General features: G+C 70.2%; 17 protein-coding genes. 11 read left to right on the top strand and 6 right to left on the bottom strand.

Annotation, left to right across the window (positions count from 1 at the left end):
- Position 1: 1 nt before the first annotated feature.
- Positions 2-1,033: an alanine racemase gene (locus tag Srubr_RS31620; RefSeq protein WP_189994906.1), complete on the top strand. Its 1,032-nt coding sequence runs from the start codon at positions 2-4 to the stop codon at positions 1,031-1,033.
- Between the two features lie 83 nt (positions 1,034-1,116).
- Here the strand turns inward: Srubr_RS31620 and Srubr_RS31615 are convergent, their stop codons facing one another.
- Complete coding sequence (locus Srubr_RS31615) at positions 1,117-2,679, bottom strand: glycosyltransferase family 87 protein (protein ID WP_189994907.1); 1,563 nt, start codon at positions 2,677-2,679, stop codon at positions 1,117-1,119.
- A gap of 135 nt (positions 2,680-2,814) precedes the next feature.
- Positions 2,815-5,499, bottom strand: a complete 2,685-nt coding sequence (locus Srubr_RS31610) for a transglycosylase domain-containing protein (RefSeq protein ID WP_189994908.1) — start codon at positions 5,497-5,499, stop codon at positions 2,815-2,817.
- Between the two features lie 395 nt (positions 5,500-5,894).
- On the opposite strand from Srubr_RS31610, the gene Srubr_RS31605 reads away from it, so the two are divergent.
- The 3 genes from Srubr_RS31605 to Srubr_RS31595 all read left to right on the top strand — a co-directional run bounded on the left by Srubr_RS31605 (position 5,895) and on the right by Srubr_RS31595 (position 9,066).
- Positions 5,895-6,578, top strand: a complete 684-nt coding sequence (locus Srubr_RS31605) for a PadR family transcriptional regulator (protein WP_189994909.1) — start codon at positions 5,895-5,897, stop codon at positions 6,576-6,578.
- A gap of 43 nt (positions 6,579-6,621) precedes the next feature.
- A complete protein-coding gene (locus Srubr_RS31600; RefSeq protein WP_181792762.1) occupies positions 6,622-7,704 on the top strand; it encodes an inositol-3-phosphate synthase in 1,083 nt (360 codons plus the stop codon).
- A 99-nt stretch (positions 7,705-7,803) separates the two neighbouring features.
- Positions 7,804-9,066, top strand: a complete 1,263-nt coding sequence (locus tag Srubr_RS31595; RefSeq protein WP_189994910.1) for an MFS transporter — start codon at positions 7,804-7,806, stop codon at positions 9,064-9,066.
- 122 nt (positions 9,067-9,188) lie between these two features.
- On the opposite strand, the gene Srubr_RS31590 is transcribed toward Srubr_RS31595, so the two are convergent.
- Positions 9,189-10,631: a CCA tRNA nucleotidyltransferase gene (locus tag Srubr_RS31590; RefSeq protein ID WP_189994911.1), complete on the bottom strand. Its 1,443-nt coding sequence runs from the start codon at positions 10,629-10,631 to the stop codon at positions 9,189-9,191.
- A gap of 298 nt (positions 10,632-10,929) precedes the next feature.
- On the opposite strand from Srubr_RS31590, the gene Srubr_RS31585 reads away from it, so the two are divergent.
- The 7 genes from Srubr_RS31585 to trxA all read left to right on the top strand — a co-directional run bounded on the left by Srubr_RS31585 (position 10,930) and on the right by trxA (position 20,751).
- Positions 10,930-13,302, top strand: a complete 2,373-nt coding sequence (locus tag Srubr_RS31585) for a DUF6049 family protein (protein WP_189994912.1) — start codon at positions 10,930-10,932, stop codon at positions 13,300-13,302.
- A 45-nt stretch (positions 13,303-13,347) separates the two neighbouring features.
- A complete protein-coding gene (gene murJ / locus Srubr_RS31580; RefSeq protein WP_189994913.1) occupies positions 13,348-15,696 on the top strand; it encodes a murein biosynthesis integral membrane protein MurJ in 2,349 nt (782 codons plus the stop codon).
- A 118-nt stretch (positions 15,697-15,814) separates the two neighbouring features.
- Positions 15,815-17,536, top strand: coding sequence for a protein kinase family protein (locus tag Srubr_RS31575; RefSeq protein ID WP_189994914.1), 1,722 nt, complete (start codon positions 15,815-15,817; stop codon positions 17,534-17,536).
- 26 nt (positions 17,537-17,562) lie between these two features.
- Positions 17,563-18,312, top strand: a complete 750-nt coding sequence (gene sigM, locus Srubr_RS31570) for an RNA polymerase sigma factor SigM (protein WP_189994915.1) — start codon at positions 17,563-17,565, stop codon at positions 18,310-18,312.
- Entirely contained in the window at positions 18,309-19,250 is a 942-nt protein-coding gene (locus tag Srubr_RS31565; RefSeq protein WP_189994916.1) for an anti-sigma factor family protein, read from the top strand. The genes sigM and Srubr_RS31565 overlap by 4 nt, the downstream gene beginning before the upstream one ends.
- 152 nt (positions 19,251-19,402) lie before the next feature.
- Complete coding sequence (gene trxB / locus Srubr_RS31560; protein WP_189994917.1) at positions 19,403-20,371, top strand: thioredoxin-disulfide reductase; 969 nt, start codon at positions 19,403-19,405, stop codon at positions 20,369-20,371.
- Positions 20,372-20,418: 47 nt separating this feature from the next.
- Positions 20,419-20,751 (top strand): thioredoxin, encoded by a 333-nt coding sequence (gene trxA, locus Srubr_RS31555; RefSeq protein ID WP_189994918.1) that lies wholly within the window; start codon positions 20,419-20,421, stop codon positions 20,749-20,751.
- 82 nt (positions 20,752-20,833) lie between these two features.
- Here the strand turns inward: trxA and Srubr_RS31550 are convergent, their stop codons facing one another.
- The 3 genes from Srubr_RS31550 to Srubr_RS31540 form a co-directional block, all read right to left on the bottom strand.
- Complete coding sequence (locus tag Srubr_RS31550) at positions 20,834-21,451, bottom strand: GNAT family N-acetyltransferase (protein ID WP_189994919.1); 618 nt, start codon at positions 21,449-21,451, stop codon at positions 20,834-20,836.
- A 199-nt stretch (positions 21,452-21,650) separates the two neighbouring features.
- Positions 21,651-22,751, bottom strand: coding sequence for a ParB/RepB/Spo0J family partition protein (locus Srubr_RS31545; protein WP_189994920.1), 1,101 nt, complete (start codon positions 22,749-22,751; stop codon positions 21,651-21,653).
- Positions 22,748-23,821: a ParA family protein gene (locus tag Srubr_RS31540; protein WP_189995325.1), complete on the bottom strand. Its 1,074-nt coding sequence runs from the start codon at positions 23,819-23,821 to the stop codon at positions 22,748-22,750. Before Srubr_RS31540 ends, Srubr_RS31545 begins: the two co-directional genes overlap by 4 nt.
- Between the last annotated feature and the right edge of the window lie 409 nt (positions 23,822-24,230).

Here is a 24,230-nt window from a genome sequence, read left to right as displayed (position 1 = left end):
CATGGCGCTCACGCTCTACGTCGACACCGCGCGCTGGCGGGCGCACCACAAGCACGTGCAGGAGCAGTTCCCAGGGCTCGTCCCGGTCTGCAAGGGCAACGGCTACGGCTTCGGGCACGAACGGCTGTCGGAGGAGGCCACACGGCTCGGCTCCGACCTGCTCGCGGTCGGCACCACGTACGAGGCCGCGCGCATCAAGGACTTCTTCGGCGGTGACCTGCTGGTGCTGACGCCGTACCGGCGCGGTGAGGAGCCCGTCCCGCTGCCCGACCGGGTGATCCGCTCGGTGTCGTCCGTCGACGGCGTCTACGGCCTCGTGGGCGCCCGTGTCGTCATCGAGGTGATGTCCTCGATGAAGCGGCACGGCGTCAGCGAGCACGACCTGCCGCAGCTGCACCAGGCCATAGAGAACGTCCGGCTGGAGGGCTTCGCCATCCACCTGCCGCTGGACCGCACCGACGGCTCGGACGCCGTCGAGGAGGTCATCGGCTGGATGGACCGCCTGCGCGCGGCCCGGCTGCCGCTGCACACGATGTTCGTCAGCCACCTCAAGGCGGAGGAGCTGATCCGCCTCCAGCAGCAGTTCCCGCAGACCCGGTTCCGCGCCCGTATCGGCACGCGGCTGTGGCTGGGGGACCACGATGCCACGGAGTACCGCGGCGCGGTCCTGGACGTCACCCGCGTGGCGAAGGGCGACCGATTCGGCTACCGGCAGCAGAAAGCGGCTTCCGACGGCTACCTGGTGGTCGTGGCGGGCGGCACGTCGCACGGGGTGGGCCTGGAGGCCCCGAAGGCCCTGCACGGCGTCATGCCGCGGGCCAAGGGCGTCGCCCGGGCCGGCCTGGCCACGGTCAACCGGAACCTCTCCCCGTTCGTCTGGGGCGGCAAGCAGCGCTGGTTCGCCGAGCCGCCGCACATGCAGGTGTCGATCCTGTTCGTGCCCTCGGACGCCCCCGAGCCGCATGTGGGCGACGAGCTGGTGGCCCACCTGCGGCACACCACGACCCAGTTCGACCGCATCGTGGACCGCTGAGGCAGGTCACGACGGCGGGAAGGCCGTACCCGGAGTCCCGGGTACGGCCTTCTGCGTGCCACGCCGACGGGCGCGCGGTGCTCTCAGAGCGGGCGGTCGTGGGACGGCGGGCCGGGGCGGCCCCAGTCCACCGGCGGTGCCCCGAACCGGGTATCCCGTTCCGGCGGCCCCTCTGCCGCAGCCCCGAGCGCGAAGGCGTCCGGCGCCCCGTCGAGCACCCCGCCGGAGGGATCGTCGTCCCCGGACCGGCGCACCACGTCCCGCTCCGGCATGAGGATGTCCCGTACGACGACGGCGCACAGGTACAGCGTGCCCAGCAGGTGCACCACGATCGCCCAGTGGTAGCCCTGCGTCGGCAGTCCCTTGTGGGCGTCTCCGCTGGTCGTGTAGGCGAGGTACATCCAGATGCCCAGGAAGTACGCCACCTCGCACGCCTGCCAGATCAGGAAGTCCCGCCACCTGGGCCGGGCGAGGACCGCCAGCGGCACCAGCCACAGGACGTACTGCGGCGAGTAGACCTTGTTGGTGAGGACGAAGGCGGCCACCATCAGGAAGGCGAGCTGGGCGAAGCGCGGCCGGCGCGGGGCGGTGAACGTCAGCGCGGCGATGGCGAGGAAGCACAGCGCCACCAGCACGGTGGCCGCGTTGTTGATGAAGCCGGTGGTGGGCGGGTCGCTGGAGTTCTGCGCCCAGATCAGCCAGAAGGAGCCGAAGTCGACACCGCGCTCCTTGCTGAAGGTGTAGAACTTCGCCCAGCCCTCGCGGATGTGGAAGCCCGACGCGTCGTGGGCGAGCATCACCGGCAGGTTCACCACGAGCCAGGCGCCCACCGCGCCCGCCAGGGCCTGGAAGAACGCGCGCCACTTCCCGGCCCGCCAGCACAGCACCAGCAACGGGCCGAGCAGCAGGAAGGGATACAGCTTGGCGGCCGTGGCGAGGCCCAGCAGGATGCCGAAGGCGAGGGCCCGGCCCCGCGACCACATCAGCATCGCGGCGGCCGTCAGCGCCACGGCGAGCAGGTCCCAGTTGATGGTCGCGGTCAGGGCGAAGGCGGGCGCCAGGGCGACCAGCAGGGCGTCCCAGGGGCGCCGGCGGTGGGTACGGGCCACGCTGACGGCGATGACGGCGGCGCACGCCATCAGCATTCCGGCGTTGACGAACCAGTACCACCGCTCCTGGTGCTGGAGGGAGCCGCTGTGCGGGGTCAGCCAGGAGGCCACCTCCATGAACACGCCGGTGAGCACCGGGTATTCGAGGTAGTCCATGTCGCCGGGGATCTTGTCGAAGTACGGCACGAGATCGTCGGCGAATCCGCGGCCCTGGTAGAGGTGCGGGATGTCCGAGTAGCAGGAGTGGGTGTACTGGCTGCTCGCGCCGAAGAACCAGGCGTTGTGGTAGCAGGGTGCCTTCTGGACCAGGCCGAGGGCGAACATGCCGATGGCCACGAGCGCCACGATCCGCACCGGGGTCCACCAGGAGGACCCGGGCAGGGCGCGCCGTCCCAGGGGACCGCCGATCAGCTCACTGCCGACGGCGGCGACCTCGTCCTCCCTGGTCGGCGGCACCGGTTCTGCCACGGCGGCCCGCACAGGCTCGGGCTCGTGCTGACTCGAGGGCGTCGTCTCTGCACTGGGCATGGGGCACATCCTGCCGTACCTGCCTGGGAAGCCGTACCCGTCCAGGAACACGCCGAGGGCCGCCGCACCTCGTGGGTGCGACGGCCCCTGTTTCACGTGAAACGCTCCGGGCAGGCTGTACCGCGCCAGCCGGCCGGAACCGGTCTAGCCCTCCTGCCCCGCGAACCAGCCTCCGCCGTCGCTGCCGTTGCCATTGCCCCGGCTGTTGCCGGGCCGGGTGGTCTCCGTGCCGGTGGGCGTCGGGAAGGTGCCTCCGTCGGTACCGCCCGTGTCCGTGCCTCCGATGCCGTCGCCGCCACCGTCGGCGCCGCCGATGCCGCCACCGTCGCCGTTGTCACCGCAGTCGTCGCCCCACCCGAAACCGCAGGTCGCGCTCGCGGAGGGGGTCGGCGTGGGCGTCGTCTTGCTGGGAGTGGGGGTCGGCGTGGCGCTCGGGGTCCGGCTCGGAGTGGGGGTGAAGCTCGGGGTCGGCGAGGGAGCCCCCGCCTGGTCCTGGACCGTGCCGATGGGGGTGGCCTTCGGGAAGCCCGGGTCGTTCTGGCCCTTGAGCGCCGCCTTCATGTAGTCGGTCCACACCTGCGTCGGGATGTCACCGCCGTGGATGGAATCCGTGTTCGCGGTGCCCTTCATGGGCAGCAGCCTGTGGTCCTTGGGGTTCTCGCGGAACATCGCCACCGAGGTCGACAGCTGCTGGGTGTAGCCGACGAACCAGGCCGACTTGTTCTCGTCGGTGGTACCGGTCTTGCCCGCCGCCGTACGACCGAGAGCAAGGGCCTTCTTGGCGGTGCCGTTCTGGATGACGTTCTCCAGGACGTCCGTGACGTTGTTGGCGATGTTGGAATCCATCGCCTCCTTGGGGGCGGGCTTCGGCTTGACGAAGCTGGGCGCGTCGGTGCCGTTGTGCTTGACAGCCGTCACGGAGTACGGCTCCGTCTGCTGACCCGACGCGGCGAAGGTCGCGTAGGCGTCGGCCATGCGGATCGCGCTGGGTGTGGACGTACCGATGGCGAAGGACGGGTTGAGGTCCTGCGACATGCTCTGGGGGAGGATGCCGGCCGCCTTGGCGACGTCGCGGACCTTGGACATCCCCACATCGACGCCGAGCTGCACGAAGGGTGTGTTGACGGACTGCTCCATCGCCTTGCGCAGGGTGATGTAACCCCAGGGATGGTCGCTCTCGTTCTCCTGGAAGAAGTAGGAGTTGTCCTTGTTGAGGTAATACGTCCCATCCGGCTTGCGGACCTTGAGATGGTCGTCGCCGTTGTACTTGCTCAGCGGGGAGACGCCCTGCCCGCCGGACTTGTACGTGCCGTGCTCCATGGCCGCGGCGAGCACGAAGGGCTTCCAGGTCGAGCCCACGGGGACGCCGGAGGTGTCGGCGTTGTTGGTGAAGTGCCCCTTCTCGTAGCCGTCACCGCCGTACAGCGCCACGATCGCGCCGTCCTTGGGCTTCACCGAGGCCGCACCGAACTGGACGTACTTGTCCAGCTCCCGGTGTTCCGGGTCGAGCTTCTCCTCCTGCACGTTCTTCACGGCCTCGGCCAGCGCGCTGACCTTGTCCCTCTCGAAGGTCGTGTAGATCTGGTAGCCGCCCCTGTCGAACTGCGCCTCCGTGATGTCGGAGTGGGCGAGGACGTACTTCTTCGCCGTGTCGACCAGGTAGCTGATCTGGCCGACCATGCCCCTGGTCGCCTTGCGGCCGTCGGGCTTGGGGTACTGGGCGATGGCTTCCTTGTACTCGGCGTCACTGAGGTGCTTGTCCTTGTGCATCTCGCCGAGGATCCACGCCCAGCGCTCCTTGGAGCGCTTCTCGTTGGCCTGCGGGGTCGCCGTCTTGTCGAGGTCCTGGTTACCCGCGGGGTCGTAGTACGTCGGGCCCTTGAGCAACGCGGCCAGGACGGCGCACTCGCTCGGCTTGAGGTCGACGGCGTTCTTGCCGTAGTAGGTCTGCGCCGCGGCCTGGATGCCGTACGCGCCACGCCCGAAGTACGAGGTGTTCAGATAGCCCTGGAGAATCTGGTTCTTGTCGAGCTTCGTGCCCACCTTTATGGAGATGAACATCTCCTTGAACTTGCGGGTGACGGTCTGCTCCTGGCTCAGGTACGTGTTCTTCACGTACTGCTGGGTGATCGTCGAGCCACCCTGCGTCTGACCGCCCCGGGCCATGTTGGCCATGGCGCGCGCGATGCCCATGGGGTCGACGCCGGAGTCCTGGTAGAAGGACTTGTTCTCGGCGGAGATCACCGCCCACCGCATCGCCTCGGGGATCTGGTCGATGCTGACGTTCTGCCGGTTGACGCCGGTGCCCGTGGCCACCATCTGGGTGCCGTCGGACCAGTAGTAGACGTTGTTCTGTGACTTCGCCGCGTCGTTCTCATTGGGGATCGACACCATGGCGTAGCCGACACCGACCATCACCACCAGGCCGCCGACGAAACCGACGAACAGCCCGCTGACCAGCTTCCAGGACGGCACCCAGCGCCGCCAGCCGCCCTTGCCGGCCCGGGGATAGTCGATGAACCGCTTCTTGCCGGGTGCCGTCGCCGCGCGGCCCCTGCCGCGTCCGGGGCCGGTGTTGTCGGCCCCTCTGCGCCGGCCGCCTCTCTGCGCCGCACGGCGCGCCTCGGCCCGGCCGCCGTAGGGCCGCTCCTGGCCCCCGGGGCCGGCGGAGTCCGGCTCATGGGAACGGAATCCATAGGAGTCGGCAGGAGACCCGGTGGCGCCTCGCGGTGCCGCACGGCGGCCGGAGGACGAGCCGGACTGGCCGCGTCGGGCCGCGGCACGTCCGCCTCCCTGCGGCTGCGGCGGTTTGCGACGGTGCTCGCTCATCGAACGATTACTCCTCGGGCAGGCGCACCCGTGCGCGCCTGGAACGGCGGCTGGTTTCCGGTCCCCCCGGAGTACGGATGTGGTCGGTTCCGCATTCACCCGTACTGCACCGGGGACGAGGACGCTCCCCAGGCGTCACGCGGTTCCCGGTGGTGTCCATGCCGCACAGACTACGCAGCGCCAAAACCCACCGAGCCCCGAAGTTCACCCCAAACCACGCAACTTGCCTCCTACGAATCGGTGATGTGATCCCGTTCACCGCCGTCCCCCTTGTCGCATGTGACGGGCCGTTCTATCGTCGTGATGTATCGAACCGATACATCAGCGCGAGATAAAGCGCTGACAGGCACTGCGAGACCTGCGGGACCGCCCCGCGGGGCCGGGAGGAGGCGACGATGAGCCGGCGCTCCGGCATCCTCGAGTTCGCCGTGCTCGGCCTGCTGCGGGAGTCCCCGATGCATGGCTATGAGCTGCGCAAACGGCTGAACACGTCGCTGGGTGTGTTCCGTGCGTTCAGCTACGGGACGCTCTACCCCTGCCTCAAGACGCTGGTCGCCAACGGCTGGCTGATCGAGGAGCCGGGCAACACCCATGACGACGCCCTCGCCGCTCCCCTCGCCGGACGCCGCGCCAAGATCGTTTACCGGCTGACGGCGGAAGGCAAGGAACACTTCGAGGAGCTGCTCTCGCAGACCGGCCCCGACGCCTACGAGGACGAACACTTCGCCGCGCGGTTCGCCTTCTTCGGGCAGACCTCCCGCGATGTGCGCATGCGCGTCCTGGAGGGCCGGCGCAGCCGCCTGGAGGAGCGCCTGGAGAAGATGCGCGCCTCGCTGGCGCGCACCCGGGAGCGACTCGACGACTACACGCTTGAGCTCCAGCGCCACGGGATGGAGTCCGTGGAGCGCGAAGTGCGCTGGCTGAACGAGCTCATCGAGAGCGAGCGGGCCGGGCGGGACCTGAGGGGTTCCGCGTCCGGGGGGGCCGCTCAGCAGGACACCACCAATGGATCGACGGGCGGCCTGCCCCGTCGCGGGGAGGCCCCCCGCACGGATACGCCCGACGACACCGCCACGTGAGACCCGGTCAGGGCCTCACTCGTACACACAGGGAGCAACCGGAATGGGTTCGGTTCGCGTAGCCATCGTCGGCGTGGGCAACTGCGCCGCGTCGCTGGTGCAGGGAGTCGAGTACTACAAGGACGCCGACCCGGCGTCCAAGGTCCCCGGCCTGATGCACGTGCAGTTCGGTGACTACCACGTGCGCGACGTCGAGTTCGTCGCGGCGTTCGACGTCGACGCCAAGAAGGTCGGTCTGGACCTCGCGGACGCCATCGGCGCCTCCGAGAACAACACCATCAAGATCTGCGACGTGCCCAGCACCGGTGTCACGGTCCAGCGCGGCCACACCCTCGACGGCCTCGGCAAGTACTACCGCGCCACCATCGAGGAGTCCGCCGAGGAGCCGGTCGACGTCGTCCAGGTCCTGAAGGACAAGCAGGTCGACGTCCTGGTCTGCTACCTGCCCGTGGGCTCCGAGGACGCGGCGAAGTTCTACGCCCAGTGCGCCATCGACGCCAAGGTCGCCTTCGTCAACGCCCTCCCGGTCTTCATCGCCGGCACCAAGGAGTGGGCGGACAAGTTCACCGAGGCCGGCGTGCCGATCGTCGGTGACGACATCAAGTCCCAGGTCGGCGCGACCATCACGCACCGCGTCATGGCGAAGCTGTTCGAGGACCGCGGTGTCATCCTCGACCGCACGATGCAGCTGAACGTCGGCGGCAACATGGACTTCAAGAACATGCTTGAGCGCGAGCGCCTGGAGTCCAAGAAGATCTCCAAGACGCAGGCCGTCACCTCCCAGATCCCCGACCGGGACCTCGGCGAGAAGAACGTCCACATCGGCCCGTCCGACTACGTGGCCTGGCTGGACGACCGCAAGTGGGCCTACGTCCGCCTGGAGGGCCGCGCCTTCGGTGACGTCCCGCTGAACCTGGAGTACAAGCTGGAGGTCTGGGACTCCCCGAACTCCGCCGGTGTCATCATCGACGCCCTGCGCGCCGCGAAGATCGCCAAGGACCGCGGCATCGGCGGCCCGATCCTGTCGGCCTCCTCGTACTTCATGAAGTCCCCGCCGGTCCAGTACTTCGACGACGAGGCCCGCGAGAACGTCGAGAAGTTCATCCGCGGCGAGGTCGAGCGCTGAGGCGCTGAGGACCGCTCGCACGAAACGCTCCTGCCAGGGCAGTGAAGGTCCCCGGGTCACGTGACCCGGGGACCTTCCGCATATGTGAGGCTGTCGCCCATGCCCGTCGTTCGTGACCTGCGCCTGCTGTGGAGCCTGCGGCGTTTCCGGCACCTGCTGTACGTCCGCCTCCTGTCCCAGGGCGCCGACGGTGTCTACCAGGTCGCGCTCGCCGCATACGTCGTCTTCTCCCCGGAGAGACAGGCCTCGGCCGCCGCCATCGCCTCGGCCACGGCCGTCCTGCTGCTCCCCTACTCCCTGGTCGGCCCCTTCGCCGGTGTCCTGCTGGACCGCTGGCGGCGCCGGCAGGTCTTCGTGTACGGCAACCTGCTGCGGGCCCTGCTGGCGGCGGCCACCGCCCTGTTGATCACGAGCGGAGCTCCCGACTGGCTGTTCTACGTCTCCGCGCTGTGCGTCACGGCCGTCAACCGCTTCGTACTCGCCGGGCTCTCCGCCGCCCTGCCCCGGGTCGTCGACGACGAGCGCCTGGTGCTGGCCAACTCGCTCTCCCCGACGGCCGGCACCCTGGCCGCGACCGCCGGAGGGGGTCTGGCCTTCGCGGTCCGGATGGTGGCGGCGGACTCCGACGCGGCGGTGGTCCTGTGCGGAGCCCTCCTGTACCTGAGCGCGAGTCTCGCGTCCCTGCGTCTGCCCCCCGGCCTCCTCGGCCCCGACCGGCGCCCGGCCCGTCCCCGTCTCGGCACGGCGCTCGCCGTGACCGCGCGCGAGCTGCCGGCGGCCCTCCGGCATCTGACGGCACCCCGGCGCCGCGAGGCGGCGTGGGCGCTGGCCGCCATGACGCTGATGCGCTTCTGCTACGGGGCGCTGCTCGTCCTGCTGCTCATGCTCTGCCGCCACGCCCTGGCCGACACCCCCGAGGAAGGGCTACGGCTGCTGGGGGTGGCGCTGGCACTGTCCGGGGCCGGGTTCTTCGCGGCGGCCGTGATGACGCCCTGGGCGGCGGGACGGCTCGGACCCCGCCGCTGGATCGTGACGTGCTCCGGTGCGGCCATGGTGCTGGAGCCCGCACTGGGGCTTCCGTTCGCCACCGGACCGCTCATGGCCGCCGCCTTCGTCCTGGGGCTGATCACCCAGGGAGCCAAGATCGCCACGGACACGATCGTCCAGGCGTGCGTGGAGGACGGCTTCCGCGGTCGTGTCTTCTCCGTGTACGACGTCCTCTTCAACGTCGCCTTCGCCGGTGCGGCGGGGGTGGCCGCGCTGATGCTGCCTCCGGACGGCCGCTCGGCGCCGCTGGTGGTGCTCGTCGCCCTCCTCTACGGCGTGATCGCCGCGGCCCTGGCCCGCTTCGGGCGACGGTGAGCCGACGAGCCGCCCGGAGCCCCGGCAGGACAGAGCGAGGGCCGATGTTTCACGTGAAACATCGGCCCTCGGTGCCACCGTCCCGGACGGATGTTTCACGTGAAACACCGCCGGGGCCCGGCTCAGCTCTGTGTGGACCACCACTCCTTGAGGGCCGCCACCGCGGCATCGTGATCCATGGGGCCGTGTTCCAGGCGCAGCTCCAGCATGTGCTTGTACGCCTTGCCGATGGCCGGCCCCGGGCCGACCCCGAGGATCTCCATGATCTGGTTGCCGTCGAGGTCGGGACGGATGGCGTCCAGCTCCTCCTGCTCCTTCAGCTGGGCGATCCGCTTTTCCAGGCCGTCGTAGGCCCGGGACAGCGCCGCCGCCTTCCGCTTGTTGCGCGTGGTGCAGTCGGAGCGGGTCAGCTTGTGCAGCCGGTCCAGCAGCGGACCCGCGTCACGGACGTAGCGGCGGACCGCCGAGTCCGTCCATTCCCCGGTGCCGTAGCCGTGGAACCGCAGATGAAGTTCCACCAGCCGGGAGACGTCCTTCACCAGCTCGTTGGAGTACTTCAGGGCGGTCATGCGCTTCTTGGTCATCTTGGCGCCGACCACCTCATGGTGGTGGAAGGAGACCCGGCCGTCCTTCTCGAAGCGGCGGGTGCGCGGCTTGCCGATGTCGTGCAGCAGCGCGGCCAGCCGGAGAGTGAGGTCGGGACCGTCCTCCTCCAGCGCGATCGCCTGCTCCAGGACGATCAGCGTGTGCTCGTAGACGTCCTTGTGCCGGTGGTGCTCATCGCTCTCCAGGCGCAGTGCCGGCAGCTCGGGCAGGACGTACTCGGCGAGCCCGGTGTCGACCAGCAGCGTCAGCCCCTTGCGCGGGTGCGCGGACAGCAGGAGCTTGTTGAGCTCGTCCCGGACCCGCTCCGCCGAGACGATCTCGATCCGCCCGGCCATCTCCGTCATCGCGGTGACGACCTCGGGGGCCACCGTGAAGTCCAGCTGGGCGGCGAACCGGGCGGCCCGCATCATGCGCAGGGGGTCGTCCGAGAAGGACTCCTCGGGCGTGCCCGGCGTCCTCAGCACACGGGCCGCGAGGTCCTCCAGGCCGCCGTGCGGATCGATGAAGGTCTTCTCCGGCAGCGCCACAGCCATCGCGTTGACCGTGAAGTCGCGGCGGACCAGATCCTCCTCGATGGACTCGCCGTACGACACCTCCGGCTTGCGCGAGGTGCGGTCGTACGCCTCCGACCGGTAAGTGGTGATCTCGATCTGGTAGCCGCCCTTGTGCGCGCCGACCGTACCGAAGGCGATCCCCACCTCCCAGACGGCGTCCGCCCATGGCCGGACGATCTTCAGGACGTCCTCGGGGCGGGCGTCGGTGGTGAAGTCCAGGTCGTTGCCGAGCCGGCCGAGCAGCGCGTCCCGGACCGATCCGCCGACCAGGGCGAGCGAGAACCCGGCCTCCTGGAAACGGCGGGCGAGGTCATCGGCGACGGGGGCCACCCGCAGCAGCTCGGCGACCGCGCGCTGCTGCGCCTGGCTCAGGGCAGAGGGAGTGTCTTCGTTGGGGTTCGGCACAACAGAAGAGGGTACGTGCCCCGCGCGTCCGGAGGCGGCCCGGCCGGGGACGGTCATCGGCGTGCGCCCGCGCCGGAGCACCTCGTCGGGACAGGGGGACGGCTCCCGGCATACCCACCGCAAGCACAGCTCTCGCGGCGTACGGCCGCTCTCCCCCGATACTGGATATAGAGGACGCGGCACGACTGTTCGCCGATCTTGTGAAGGAGACCGCGGCACTTCCGTTCAGCGCGCATCGTTACCATGCGTGGACGCACATTCCGACGACCACTGACGACGACGAGGGACGGGCGAGCGCGTGGCCGAGGCGGCTGACTTCCAGGGGACCAGTGCCTCACCTGCCCGCCGGTGGCTGCTGCGCGCCGGAGCACTGCTCACCGGAGCGCCACTGCTGGCCGGTCTGCTCCAGCTGCCCGTCACCGCGCCCGCTGAGGCCGCCTCCTCCGACACGGTGTCCGTCTCGTTGGACTCCCTCACCCCCAGTGCCCCCACGGACGGCGACACCCTCACCGTGTCCGGCACGGTGACCAACAACGGCAAGCAGGCCGTCACCGACGCCCATGTGGGCCTTCGGGTCGGCCCCCAGCTGACCACCCGCTCGGACATCGACTCCGTCGCCCGGCACTCCGACGATCCGCAGGGCAGCACCGGCTCCGAGATCGGCGACAAGTACGAGGAGAAGTTCGACAAGCTCGCCCCGGGCGTCGCCCAGCACTTCAGCCTCTCCGTCCCCGTCGACAAGCTCGGCCTCGACGACGACGGCGTCTACGAGTTGGGGGTCGCCCTCTCCGGCGAGACCTCCGCCCGGCCCTGGCCCCGGGTGCTCGGCATCCAGCGGACCTTCCTGCCGTGGCAGCCGTCGGACGCCGGGACCAAGACCAAGACGACGTTCCTGTGGCCGCTGCTGTCCACGGTCCACATGACGGCCAAGACCGGCGCGGGCGACCTCCAGACACCGGAGTTCCTGAACGACGACCTAGCGAAGGAACTGGCACCCGGCGGCCGGCTGGCCCAGATGGTGGACCTGGGCAAGGACCTCGACGTCACCTGGGTGATCGACCCGGACCTGCTGGCCTCGGTCGACGCGATGGCCGTGGGCAACTACCGGCTCCAGGCCGCCGACGGCACCAGCACGCCCGGCCCGCGCGAGCACCAGGCGCTCGCCAAGCAGTGGCTGGCCGCCTTGCAGAAGGCGGTGGCCGGCAAGGAGGTCGTCGCCCTGCCCTTCGCCGACCCCGACCTGGCCTCCCTCGCGCACAACGGCACCAGCGTCACCGGCTCGCTCAGCCACCTCAAGGACGCCACCGACGTCGCCGCGACCACCGTCAAGACCGTGCTCCACGTCACCCCGAGCACCGACTTCGCCTGGCCGGTCGACGGCGCCGTGGACCGCTCGATCATGAAGGTCGCGACCTCCGCCGGGGCCGATCGGGTGATCGCCCGCAGCGACAGCCTCCAGGAGACCGCCGGGCTGCCGTACACGCCGTCCGCCGCCCGCCCGGTCGGCGGGGGCACCACGGCCGTGGTCGCCGACAGCCGGCTGTCCACGGCGTTCGAGGGCGATCTGACGAAGGCGGGCGCGGCCACCCTGGCCGTGCAGCGGTTCCTGGCCCAGAGCCTGGAAGTGAACTCGCAGACCGAGAAGCAGCGCAGCATTCTCGTCGCTCCGCAGCGCATGCCCACGGCGAGCCAGGCGCAGGCGATGGCGGCAGCCGTGAAGGCACTCCAGGGCGGCGCCTGGTCCCAGCCCCAGGACCTCACCGCGACCGCCAAGGACAAGCCCGACCCGGCCGCCACCACCCGCATCCCCCCGGCGTCCGCCTACCCCTCCTCGCTGCGCCGGCAGGACCTGCCGCGCACGGCCTTCGAGCAGATCGCCCGCACCCAGGGCAAGCTCGACAACTTCCGCGTGATCCTCAGCGACCAGTCCCGCGTCGTCACCCCGTTCGGGCGGGCCATAAACCGGGACATGTCCACGTCCTGGCGGGGCCACCGTGGCGCGGCGGAAGGGTACCGGGACGGCGTGGAGGCCTGGCTCGACGAGCTGGCCGACCAGGTCAAGCTGATCGACAAGTCCGAGACCAAGCTCTCGGGCCGCAGCGCCACCATCCCGGTCACGGTCCAGAACAACCTGGTCCAGCCCGTCGGCCACCTGGTGCTGCGCCTGGAATCCACGATGCCCACCCGGCTGGAGATCGGCGGCAAGGCCTACTCCGAACAGCGCGTGGAGATCTCCGGCGGGCACAGCCAGTCGGTGAAGTTCACCACCTCGGCCAACGCCAACGGCCGCGTCGCGGTCACCGCCCAGCTGTACACCGAGGACGGCCGCAAGTACGGCGAACCCGTCACCTTCGACGTGAAGGTCACGGAGGTCACCCCCACCGTGATGCTGGTCATCGGCGGTGGCGTCCTGCTCCTCGTCCTCGCCGGCTTCCGCATGTACACCCAGCGCAAGCGCGCCGCCGCCCGGCAGCCCGAGGACGACGGCCCCGGCACTGCGGCTAAGGGCCCGGACGAGCCCGGGAACCCCGGGGCGCCCGAGGGCCGTCTCCCCCAGGAGTCCGATTCCGGCTCCGGGGCAGCCGACCCGGAGCAGCCGAGTGACCCTGCGCCGGACACCGCACCGGAAAGCACCGACCCGTCCGGGACGGGTGAGAGAGTGGACCGTTGAGCGATGTCGTGGCCGGTGGGCCCGGGACGATGAGGTGGGGTAAGCATGAACGCGCCGTACGACGGTGACCGCGGCCAGGGCGCGGCCGGCTCGGGCTACCCCGAGCCGCCGCCCGAGCCCGGCCAGGTGCCGCCGCAGCACGCGGCGGACATGTATCTCCAGGACGCCTACGAGCAGGACCCCTACCGGGCGCACGACCTGGCCGCCCAGGACCCGGTCGCCGAGGCGCTCTACGACCGTGCCGCGCACCCGCCACCGCCCCCGGGCTCGTACGAAGCGCAGCAGCCGCTGTACGCACCGCCAGCCCAGTCGCCCTACGCGCCCGACCCCCGCGTGTGGGCGCAGCCGCCCGCGCCCGAGCCGGGCGCCACCCAGTACCTGCCGTACGGCGAGGACCCGCGCACGACCCAGTTCGTGGGCGTGGACGATCTGGTCACGCACTCCGGCGAGGAGTACCACGAGCCGGACGCCTTCGCGCATCTCTTCAAGGACCAGCAGCACGGCGGCGGACACGCGCCGATGGATCCCCCGGCCGTCCACGGCCAGTACCCGCAGCAGTACGGGCAGAGCCCGCAGCAGGGCCACGCGTACGCCGGCGGGTACCCGGCCGGTCCCGCGGCGCCCGGTTATCCGGCGCAGTCCACGGACCCCGCGCCGGCCGTCGCCGCGGACTCCGGCTCCGTCCAGCCGGAGGTCCCCGCGTCCGGTGACACCCCCTCCGGTGCCGTGGCTCCGGTGGCACCGGTGGCTCCCGCCAAGAAGGGCGGGAAGGCCGCCGGACTGCTCAAGTCCAGCGCCGTCATGGCGGCGGGCACGATGGTCTCCCGCCTGACCGGTTTCATCCGCTCCGCGCTGATCGCCGCCGCGCTCGGCCTCGGCTTCCTCGCCGACTCCTTCCAGGTGGCCTACCAGCTGCCGACCATGATCTACATCCTCACCGTCGGCGGCGGCCTGAACTCGGTGTTCGTGCCCCAGCTCGTGCGCTCCATGAAGGAGGACGAGGACGGCGGCGAGGCCTTCGCCAACCGGCTGCTGACCCTGGTGATGGTCGCGCTGGCCGCGCTGACCGGGCTCGCGATGTTCGCCGCGCCGCTGCTGGTGCGCCTGCTGGCCAACCCCGTGGCCAGTGACCCCGCGGCCAACGAGGTCGCGGTGACCTTCACCCGCTACTTCCTGCCCTCGATCTTCTTCATGGGCATCCACGTGGTGATGGGGCAGATCCTCAACGCGCGCGGGAAGTTCGGCGCGATGATGTGGACCCCGGTCCTGAACAACATCGTCATCATCGTGACGCTCGGCATGTTCATCTGGGTCTACGGCACCGCCGCCAACTCCCACATGGACGTCACCAGCATCCCGCCGGAGGGCCAGCGGCTGCTCGGCGTCGGTGTGCTGCTCGGCTTGGTCGTCCAGGCCCTGGCGATGATCCCCTACCTGCGCGAGACCGGTTTCCGGATCCGGCTGCGCTTCGACTGGAAGGGCCACGGCCTGGGCAAGGCCGCCATGCTCGCCAAGTGGACGGTCCTGTTCGTCCTCGCCAACCAGGCGGGCGCCATGGTGGTGACCCAGCTGTCGACCGCCGCCGGCTCGGACTCCGGCGTCAAGGGCACCGGCTTCGCCGCCTACGCCAACGCCCAGCTGATCTGGGGCCTGCCGCAGGCCATCATCACCGTGTCCCTGATGGCCGCGCTGCTGCCGCGGATCTCGCGCTCGGCCTCCGAGAACGACACGGGTGCCGTCCGCGACGACATCTCCCAGGGCCTGCGCACCACGGCCGTCGCCATCGTGCCCATCGCCTTCGGATTCGTCGCGCTCGGCGTCCCGATGTGCACCCTGATCTTCGGCTCCGCCGGCACGGGCGCCGCCACCAACATGGGCTACATGCTGATGGCCTTCGGCCTCGGCCTGATCCCCTACTCCGTGCAGTACGTCGTCCTGCGCGCCTTCTACGCCTACGAGGACACCCGCACCCCCTTCTACAACACGGTCATCGTGGCCGCCGTCAACGCCGGCGCCTCGGCCCTGTGCTACTTCGTGCTGCCGGCGCGCTGGGCGGTCGCGGGCATGGCCGCCGCCTACGGCCTCTCCTACGCCATCGGGGTGGGCATCGCCTGGCGCCGGCTGCGCAAGCGGCTGGGCGGCGACCTGGACGGGTCCCGGGTGGTGCGTACGTACGCGCGCCTGGGCATCGCCTCGGTGCCGGCCGCCCTGCTCAGCGGCGCGGCCTGCTACGGCGTCGGGCACACTCTGGGCCTGGGCGTCGTCGGCTCCTTCGCCGCGCTGATCGCCGGCGGTGCCGTCCTGGTCGGCGTCTTCTTCGTCGCCGCCCGGCGGATGCGCATCGAGGAACTCAACTCGCTCGTCGGAATGGTGCGGGGACGTCTGGGGCGCTGAGGCGGGGGTAGGCGCACAACCATCGTCCGCCGCCGTGTGTCGTGCATAGCGGCGGACTGTGGGCACAATTGGTTTCGGCGTCGGACAGCGTGCAACGGATGGGGAGGCAGGGACGACGGTGGCGGAACGGAGCACGGCTGCCGTCGACGTGGCAGACAACAGCGGTGAGCAGCCGCTGACCGCCAAGGCGGACCAGGCCACGGCCGACGGGGTGGCCAAGAACCCGGAGCGGGACACGGACAGCGACGAGGCACAGGGGAGCGGCGCCACTGAGGGTCCCGGACGGAAGACCTCCACACCGGAGTTGCACAGCGGTCACAAGCTCGCAAGGCGCTACCGGCTGGAAGAGTGCGTCACCCGTCTGGACGGGTTCAGCAGCTGGCGCGCGGTCGACGAGAAGCTCCGCCGGGCCGTCGGCGTCCACGTCCTGCCCGCAGACCACGCCCGGGCCCGCTCCGTCCTCGCCGCCGCCCGTTCCTCCGCACTCCTCGGCGACCCGCGCTTCGTCCAGGTCCTCGACGCCGTCGAGGAGAACGACCTCGTCTACGTCGTCCACGAGTGGCTGCCCGACGCCATCGAGCTGTCCACCCTCCTCACCGGCGGACCGCTGGAGCCGCACGACGCCTACCAGATGGTCAGTCAGGTCGCGGCGGCCATGGCCGCCGCGCACCGGGAGGGCCTCGCCCATCTGCGGCTGAACCCGAACGCCGTCCTGCGCACCTCCACCGGCCAGTGGCGCATCCGCGGCCTCGCCGTGAACGCGGCGCTGCGCGGTATCAGCTCCACCACCCCGCAGCGCGCGGACACCGAGGCGATCGGAGCCCTGCTCTACGCCGCGCTGACCCAGCGCTGGCCGTACGAGAACGACGCCTACGGCCTGGCCGGCCTTCCCAAGGACATCGGTCTCATCCCTCCGGACCAGGTGCGGGCCGGTGTGCACCGCGGGCTGTCCGAGCTGACCATGCGCGCCCTGGTCAACGACGGTGCCACGGCGTCCCGGCACGAGGCGCCGTGCACCACGCCGGAGGAGCTGGTGAAGGCGATCGGCGAGATGCCGCGCATCCGCCCGCCCGAGCCGGCGTTCACGGCCCCGCCGGACTACCAGCGCACGACCTACCAGCAGGGCAGCTACGGCCGCCCGGCTGCGCACGCCGGTGTCACCCAGCCCATCGTGCCCCCGCCGCCCCCGTTGCAGAGCCGCACCGGCAAGGCCCTGAAGTGGGCGGTGTCGGCCCTGCTCATCGCCGCGCTGGGCCTGGGCAGCTGGCAGCTGGCGGACGCCCTGATGGACCACGGCGACAAGTCGGACGACACCAACAAGAGCCAGACCACGGACGGCGGCGGCAAGAACGCCGTGAAGCCGAAGCCGGTGCCGATAAAGATCCAGAACGGCCAGGAGTTCGTCGCCAAGGGCGAGCTCCAAAGCCCCGGGAACGTCCCCAACACCTACGACGGTGACGCGTCGACGTACTGGAAGACCAAGAGCTTCAACGAGGGCCCGCCGATCGCGCCGTTCAAGCCCGGTGTCGGCATCGTGTACGACCTCGGCTCGGCCAAGAAGCTCAGCACGGCCACCCTCGACCTGCGTTACGGCGGCGACCACACCACGGTCGAGCTGTACGCGGCGGACTCGCTGTCGCCGGCCTCCCTGGACTCCATGACGAAGATCGGCGAGGGCACGACCACGGGCACCACCGCCACGGTGAAGGTGACCAAGCAGCTCAAGACGCAGTACGTCCTCGTCTGGCTGACGGCCGTGCCGAATTCGGGCTACGACTCCACCCTGTACTCCCGTGCGGGTTACAAGCAGGCCATCGGCGAAGTGAAGTTCACGGGCTGACGTCTCACCCGGACCGGAGGGGGCAGATGGCGGAGGGCGCCGGATACGACGGGGTGAGCGACCGGGACCTGCTCGCCCGCCACGTGGACGGCGACCCCGAGGCCTTCGGCGAGATCGTGCGACGGCACCGGGACCGGCTCTGGGCCGTGGCCCTGCGGACGCTGGGGGACCGTGAGGAAGCGGCGGACGCCGTGCAGGACGCCCTGGTGTCGGCCTACCGGGCCGCCCACACCTTCCGTGGCCAGGCGGCCGTCACGACCTGGCTGCACCGGATCACGGTGAACGCCTGCCTGGACCGGGCGCGGAAGGCCGCCTCCCGCAAGACGGCTCCGGTGGACGACACCGAGCGACTGGAGCAGCTGCTGGAGCCGCACGAGTCCGCCTCGGCGCCGGCCGAGCGGAAGGACGTGCACCGCCAGCTCCTCGAAGCGCTCGGCATCCTCCCGCCGGAGCAGCGCGCCGCTCTGGTCCTGGTGGACATGCAGGGTTACCCCGTGGCGGAGGCAGCGCGGATGCTGGATGTGCCGACGGGAACGGTGAAGAGCCGGTGCGCGCGGGGCCGGGCCAGGCTGCTGCCCCTGCTCACGCACCTACGGCCCGAAGGCGGCGGAGATCCACGGCCAGGCGGCACCGGGGGCGCGAAGGAAAACGCCCCGGGAGGGAACCGGCGGCAAGGGCCGTCCGTCCCACCGGCGACGGGGTCACCGAGCGGACATTCCGAGGGCGCGGGACCGACCGATTCAGCGGTAGTGAAGGGCGGAGGTGGGCGAGCGTGACATCGACGACGGACACGACCGGGCACCCGGACGTCGCGGAGATCTCCGACCTCACCGAGGGCCTGCTCGCACCGGACCGGGCCAGGGACGTGCGACGCCACCTGGACGGGTGCGCCTCATGCGCGGACGTGTGCGCCTCGCTGGAAGAGATCCGGGGCCTGCTCGCTTCCCTGCCGGAGCCGGAGCGCATGCCGGACGAAATCGCCGTACGCCTCGACGCCGCCCTTGCCGCCGAGGCCGCACGGAACACCGGTGCCGGGAACGCGCACAGTGCCGGTACCGAAGACGCCACGGGTCATGTTTCACGTGAAACATCGCTCACCGCGGACCACCGTGCCGACCGTCCAGCCGATCAACCCGCCGACCGCCCCGCAGGGCGCCCCCGTGCGGCGACCGGACCGGGGCGGAAGGGCACCGAGCGCGGTCGGCGACGCGGCAGGATCGCCCTGGGCGCCGTTCTCACAGCCGCGGTCCTGGGCGCCGGAAGCCTGCTCGTGACGGCCCTGTCCGGCACCTCCGACCACTCGTCGGCCCATGGGACACCGACCGCCTCGTCCGGCGTCTTCTCCGGCGACAGCGTGGCGAACCAGGTCCATTCCCTTCTCACCGCTGAGAAGACGCTGCCGCACGGTGGCGACAGGCCCCGGCAGCGCCCGGACGACGAGCCCCGGTCGTTCGGGTCCACCGACGGGCCGCACACCTTGATCCAGACCGCTGTCCCGGTCCCCGACTGTGTCCGGCAGGCGCTCCGGCAGAGTTCCGACGTGCTCGCGGCCAAGACGGGAACGTACGCGGGCAGGTCGGCCTACCTCGTCGTGGTGGCCGACGCCCGTGACAGCGCGCGGGTCACGGCCTATGTGGTCGAAGCGTCCTGCGTGCAGCACCAGCCCCCGTCGGCCGGCAAGGTCCTGCTCAAGCAGTCCCTCGCGCGTCCCTAGGCCGCTGGACCACTCCTTCGGGCGCCCCGGGGCAGGCGTGTGCCCGGACACACCGGGAATGCACGCCCCGTAGGATCCGTTGGGTGGGGTGAGAGTCCCGAAAGGGGCTCCCACCGGTCGACTGACGCAGACCAGAGACGAGGAATCAAGCCGTGAGCGATGTCCGTAACGTGATCATCATCGGCTCCGGGCCCGCAGGCTACACGGCGGCGCTGTACACCGCCCGTGCATCGCTGAAGCCCCTGGTGTTCGAAGGGGCCGTCACCGCGGGCGGTGCGCTGATGAACACCACCGAGGTCGAGAACTTCCCGGGCTTCCGCGACGGCATCATGGGGCCGGACCTCATGGACAACATGCGCGCCCAGGCCGAACGCTTCGGTGCCGAGCTCGTTCCGGACGACATCGTCTCCGTCGATCTGACCGGTGAGATCAAGACCGTCACCGACACCGCGGGCACCGTGCACCGGGCAAAGGCCGTCATCGTCACCACCGGCTCCCAGCACCGCAAGCTGGGCCTGCCGAACGAGGACATGCTTTCGGGCCGTGGTGTCTCCTGGTGCGCCACCTGTGACGGGTTCTTCTTCAAGGAGCACGACATCGCCGTGATCGGCGGCGGCGACACCGCGATGGAGGAGGCCACGTTCCTCTCGCGGTTCGCCAAGTCGGTCACGATCGTCCACCGCCGGGACACCCTGCGCGCCTCCAAGGCGATGCAGGAGCGCGCCTTCGGCGACCCGAAGATCAAGTTCGTCTGGGACAGCGAGGTCGCCGAGATCCAGGGCGACCAGAAGCTCTCCGGTCTGAAGCTGCGGAACGTCAAGACCGGCGAGCTGTCCGAGCTGCCCGTGACGGGCCTGTTCATCGCCATCGGCCACGACCCGCGCACCGAGCTGTTCAAGGGCCAGCTGGACCTGGACGAGGAGGGTTACCTGAAGGTCGCCTCGCCGTCCACCCGTACCAACGTGACCGGTGTGTTCGCCGCCGGTGACGTGGTCGACCACACCTACCGCCAGGCGATCACCGCCGCCGGTACCGGCTGCGCCGCCGCTCTGGACGCCGAGCGATACCTCGCCGCCCTCGCGGACGAGGACCAGGCGGAGCCCGAGAAGACGACTGTCTGACCTTCCCCTTCCCCGCCCCACCGCGTAACCGAGGTAAGGAGCCCACTGTGGCCGGCAACGTGAAGACCGTGACCGACGACAACTTCGAGGAGGAGGTCCTCAAGAGCGACAAGCCCGTTCTGGTGGACTTCTGGGCCGAGTGGTGCGGTCCGTGCCGCATGATCGCCCCCTCCCTGGAGGCGATCGCGGCCGAGCACGGCGACAAGATCCAGATCGTCAAGCTCAACATCGACGAGAACCCGAACACGGCCGCCAAGTACGGCGTCATGTCCATCCCCACCCTGAACGTGTACCAGGGCGGCGATGTCGCCAAGACGATCGTGGGTGCCAAGCCGAAGGCGGCGCTCCTGCGCGACCTGGACGAGTTCATCACGAAGTGATGTTTCACGTGAAACACGATGGGGCCGATCCGCTGGGGTCGGCCCCATCGCTATAACGGCCTCGCGCTAGAGCGGCCTCGCGCTAGAGCGGCCGCAGCGCGGGTTCCTTCTGGACCGCTCCCAGAAGCCGGTCCAGTGCCATCTCCACGTCTTCCTTCCAGGAGAGCGTGGACCGCAGCTCCAGCCGCATCCGCGGATGGGTGGGATGCTGCCGGACCGTCTTGAAGCCGACGGCCAGCAGGTGATCGGCGGGCAGCAGGCAGGCGGGCTGCTCCCAGCGGGCGTCTCCGAACGCCTCGACCGCTTTGAAGCCCCGGCGCAGCAGATCCTTGGCGACCGTCTGCACCAGCACCCGGCCCAGCCCCTGCCCCTGATAGGCGGGCAGAACGTACCCGGTGATCAGCTGCACGGCGTCCGGCGCCACCGGGCTCGTGGGGAAGGCCGTCGAGCGCGGCACGTAGGCCGGCGGGGCGTAGAGCACGAAACCCGCCGGGACGTCGTCGACATACACCACCCGGCCGCACGATCCCCAGTCCAGCAGGACGGCGGAGATCCAGGCTTCCTTCTCCAGCGCGGTGGTGCCCGCCGCCACCGCCGCCTCGCCGCTGACGGGGTCCAGCTCCCAGAAGACACAGGAGCGACAACGATGGGGAAGATCCTGAAGGTTGTCCAGCGTGAGCGGCACGAGCCGACGCCCCATGAAGGCTGATCCTCGCTTCCTTCGCCCGCCGCATCGCGAGCGGCTGTCAGCTGCTGACCGGTGGATATGCCCTAGCTGATCGCATCGTATCCACGATCCGATTCACTCGATACCGTGCCAAAGCAAAGAGCGGGCCGTGTTCCGGTACACACCGGACACGGCCCGCTCCACTGCCCCGAAGGACACGAACGACCGGGAATCAGTCCTGGCTCTCGTCGCCGTCGCCGTCCTGAAGGCTCTTCTGCAGGGCCAGCTTCTCGCCCGGGGCGAACGTGCTGAGGATCCTTTCGAGGTCCTCGGCGGAGGCGAACTCGACGGTGATCTTGCCCTTCTTCTGTCCCAGCTCGACCTTCACCCGCGTCTCGAACCGGTCCGAGAGCCGGGTGGCCAGCTCGCTCAGCGCCGGGGAAGGCACGGAACCGGCCCGGGGCCCCCGGGACCGCGAGGCCTTCTGAGACCGTGAGCCCATGAGGGTCACGATCTCTTCCACGGACCGCACCGACAGTCCCTCGGCGACGATCCGGTGGGCCAGCCGGTCCTGTTCCTCGGAGTCCTCCACAGCCAGCAGCGCCCGGGCGTGACCGGCCGAAAGCACCCCGGCGGCCACCCGCTTCTGCACGGTCGGCGACAGCTTCAGCAGACGCAGCGTGTTGGAGACCTGCGGGCGGGAGCGCCCGATCCGGTCGGCCAGCTGGTCGTGGGTGCAGTTGAAGTCCTTCAGCAGCTGGTCGTAGGCAGCGGCCTCTTCGATCGGGTTCAGCTGCGCACGGTGCAGGTTCTCCAGCAGCGCGTCCAGGAGGAGCTTCTCGTCCTCCGTGGCCCGCACGATCGCCGGGATGGCCTCCAGGCCGGCTTCACGGCACGCGCGCCAGCGGCGCTCGCCCATGATCAGCTCATACCGGCCGGGACCGAGCTGCCGCACCACGACGGGCTGCAGCAGGCCGACCTCCTTGATGGAGGTGACCAGCTCCTGAAGCGCGTCCTCGTCGAAGATCTCGCGCGGCTGGCGCGGGTTCGGTGTGATGGCGTCCAGGGGGATCTCGGCGAAGTGGGCGCCCAACGGGGGTGCCGGCACCTCGACGGCGGGGCTCGCCGGAACCGCCTCGATGTCCTGTGCGGCGGGCGGCAGCGTGGCCACCTTGGCCGCGGCCACTCCGCGGTCACTCGTCAGTACCGGGACGGCCGCGGGGGAGGTGGAGCCTCCACCCCCCAGCGCGGCGGAGGCCGGCGTCCTCTCGGTCGGGGCAGCGGGGATCAGTGCGCCGAGACCACGGCCCAGCCCCCTCCGTCGCTCGCTCACTGAATCCCCTCCACCATGCTCTGGTCTTTCTGGGCGCCGATGTGGGCCTGGCTCGCGTCATAGCTGATGCCGACGCCCCTCAGCGCGATTTCCCGGGCCGCCTCAAGATAGGAGAGGGCGCCGCTCGATCCTGGATCGTAGGTCAGCACCGTCTGCCCGTAACTCGGCGCCTCGGAGATACGGACCGAGCGGGGAATGCTCGTCCGCAGCACCTCGTCACCGAAGTGGCTGCGCACCTCTTCCGCGACCTGGGAGGCGAGACGCGTCCGGCCGTCGTACATGGTGAGCAGGATGGTCGACACATGCAGGGCGGGGTTGAGGTGCCCCCGCACCAGGTCGACGTTGCGCAGGAGCTGACCGAGGCCCTCCAGCGCGTAGTACTCGCACTGGATCGGGATCAGCACCTCGGCGCCCGCGACGAGCGCGTTGACCGTCAACAGGCCCAGCGAAGGCGGGCAGTCGATGAGGATGTAGTCCAACGGCTGCTCGTACGCCTGGATGGCCCGTTGCAGCCGGCTCTCCCGGGCCACCAGGGACACCAGCTCGATCTCCGCACCTGCGAGATCGATGGTGGCCGGAGCGCAGAAGAGGCCCTCGACGTCGATGACGGGCTGGACCACCTCGGCGAGAGGCTTGCTCTCCACCAACACGTCGTAGATGGATGGGACTTCGGCGTGGTGGTCGATCCCGAGGGCGGTGGACGCGTTGCCCTGCGGGTCGAGGTCGATCACCAGGACCCGGCCACCGTGCAGGGCCAGCGAGGCGGCAAGGTTGACGGTCGTCGTCGTCTTGCCCACGCCGCCCTTCTGGTTGGCGACCACGATGACTCGGGTCTGCTCCGGTCGCGGCAGGCCTGCGCCGGCGCGGCCGAGAGCCTCCACCGCCAGTTGGGCCGCTCGACCGATGGGAGTGTCGTCCATCGGGGGCGGTGTTTCACGTGAAACATCCGCTCCCATCGACTCGGTACGGGGACCGGGGACCGGATCGGTCATCGGTCCCGCGATGTTGGCGTCGGACCGCAAGGATTCACTCTCCTCGACTTCAGGCTCGCGATGAACAGAGCCTCCCATGTCTTCGGGGTCGTGAACCAGTGAGGTCTGACCATCTGTGGAGAAATCCACCTCTGTGGACAACTCCGTGCCCCTGGAGAGGGACGCAGTCTCCGAGGAGCGGTGCGTAGCCTCCGGGGCACGGGGCGAGGGCTCCGGAGGGCGAGGCGAAGCCCCCAAGGAGCGGGACAGGACCTCCGGGGAAACGGGATCCTCCCCGAGCGCACCGAGGGGCTTCCGGTCGCGAGGTTCGGCCGCAGCGCGGCCACGACTGATGATGCCGTGCAGCAGTGAGCGACGTTTCACGTGAAACACGATGCACAGCCGCTGCGACCCGGCCTTTGCGACACTCCGGCTCGCCTGGGTCCGGCAGCTTGTGTGGAGTACGTCCCGTCGTCAGGACGGGTCAGCGTCGGCCGGCCCCTCCGGC

Origin of the sequence: Streptomyces rubradiris, from assembly GCF_016860525.1 — a bacterium.
Classification (GTDB): Bacteria; Actinomycetota; Actinomycetes; order Streptomycetales; family Streptomycetaceae; genus Streptomyces; species Streptomyces rubradiris.
The sequence above is the reverse complement of the archived record's forward strand: the minus strand, read 5'-3'. Positions and strand labels throughout refer to the sequence as shown.

What these genes read in the sequence shown, in the direction of transcription:
- Srubr_RS31620 (WP_189994906.1), top strand. Translation starts at nt 2, where the DNA reads ATGGCGCTCACGCTCTACGTCGACACCGCGCGCTGGCGGGCGCACCAC.
- Srubr_RS31615 (WP_189994907.1), bottom strand. Translation starts at nt 2,679, where the DNA reads ATGTGCCCCATGCCCAGTGCAGAGACGACGCCCTCGAGTCAGCACGAG.
- Srubr_RS31610 (WP_189994908.1), bottom strand. Translation starts at nt 5,499, where the DNA reads ATGAGCGAGCACCGTCGCAAACCGCCGCAGCCGCAGGGAGGCGGACGT.
- Srubr_RS31605 (WP_189994909.1), top strand. Translation starts at nt 5,895, where the DNA reads ATGAGCCGGCGCTCCGGCATCCTCGAGTTCGCCGTGCTCGGCCTGCTG.
- Srubr_RS31600 (WP_181792762.1), top strand. Translation starts at nt 6,622, where the DNA reads ATGGGTTCGGTTCGCGTAGCCATCGTCGGCGTGGGCAACTGCGCCGCG.
- Srubr_RS31595 (WP_189994910.1), top strand. Translation starts at nt 7,804, where the DNA reads ATGCCCGTCGTTCGTGACCTGCGCCTGCTGTGGAGCCTGCGGCGTTTC.
- murJ (WP_189994913.1), top strand. Translation starts at nt 13,348, where the DNA reads ATGAACGCGCCGTACGACGGTGACCGCGGCCAGGGCGCGGCCGGCTCG.
- sigM (WP_189994915.1), top strand. Translation starts at nt 17,563, where the DNA reads ATGGCGGAGGGCGCCGGATACGACGGGGTGAGCGACCGGGACCTGCTC.
- Srubr_RS31550 (WP_189994919.1), bottom strand. Translation starts at nt 21,451, where the DNA reads ATGGGGCGTCGGCTCGTGCCGCTCACGCTGGACAACCTTCAGGATCTT.
- Srubr_RS31540 (WP_189995325.1), bottom strand. Translation starts at nt 23,821, where the DNA reads ATGGGAGGCTCTGTTCATCGCGAGCCTGAAGTCGAGGAGAGTGAATCC.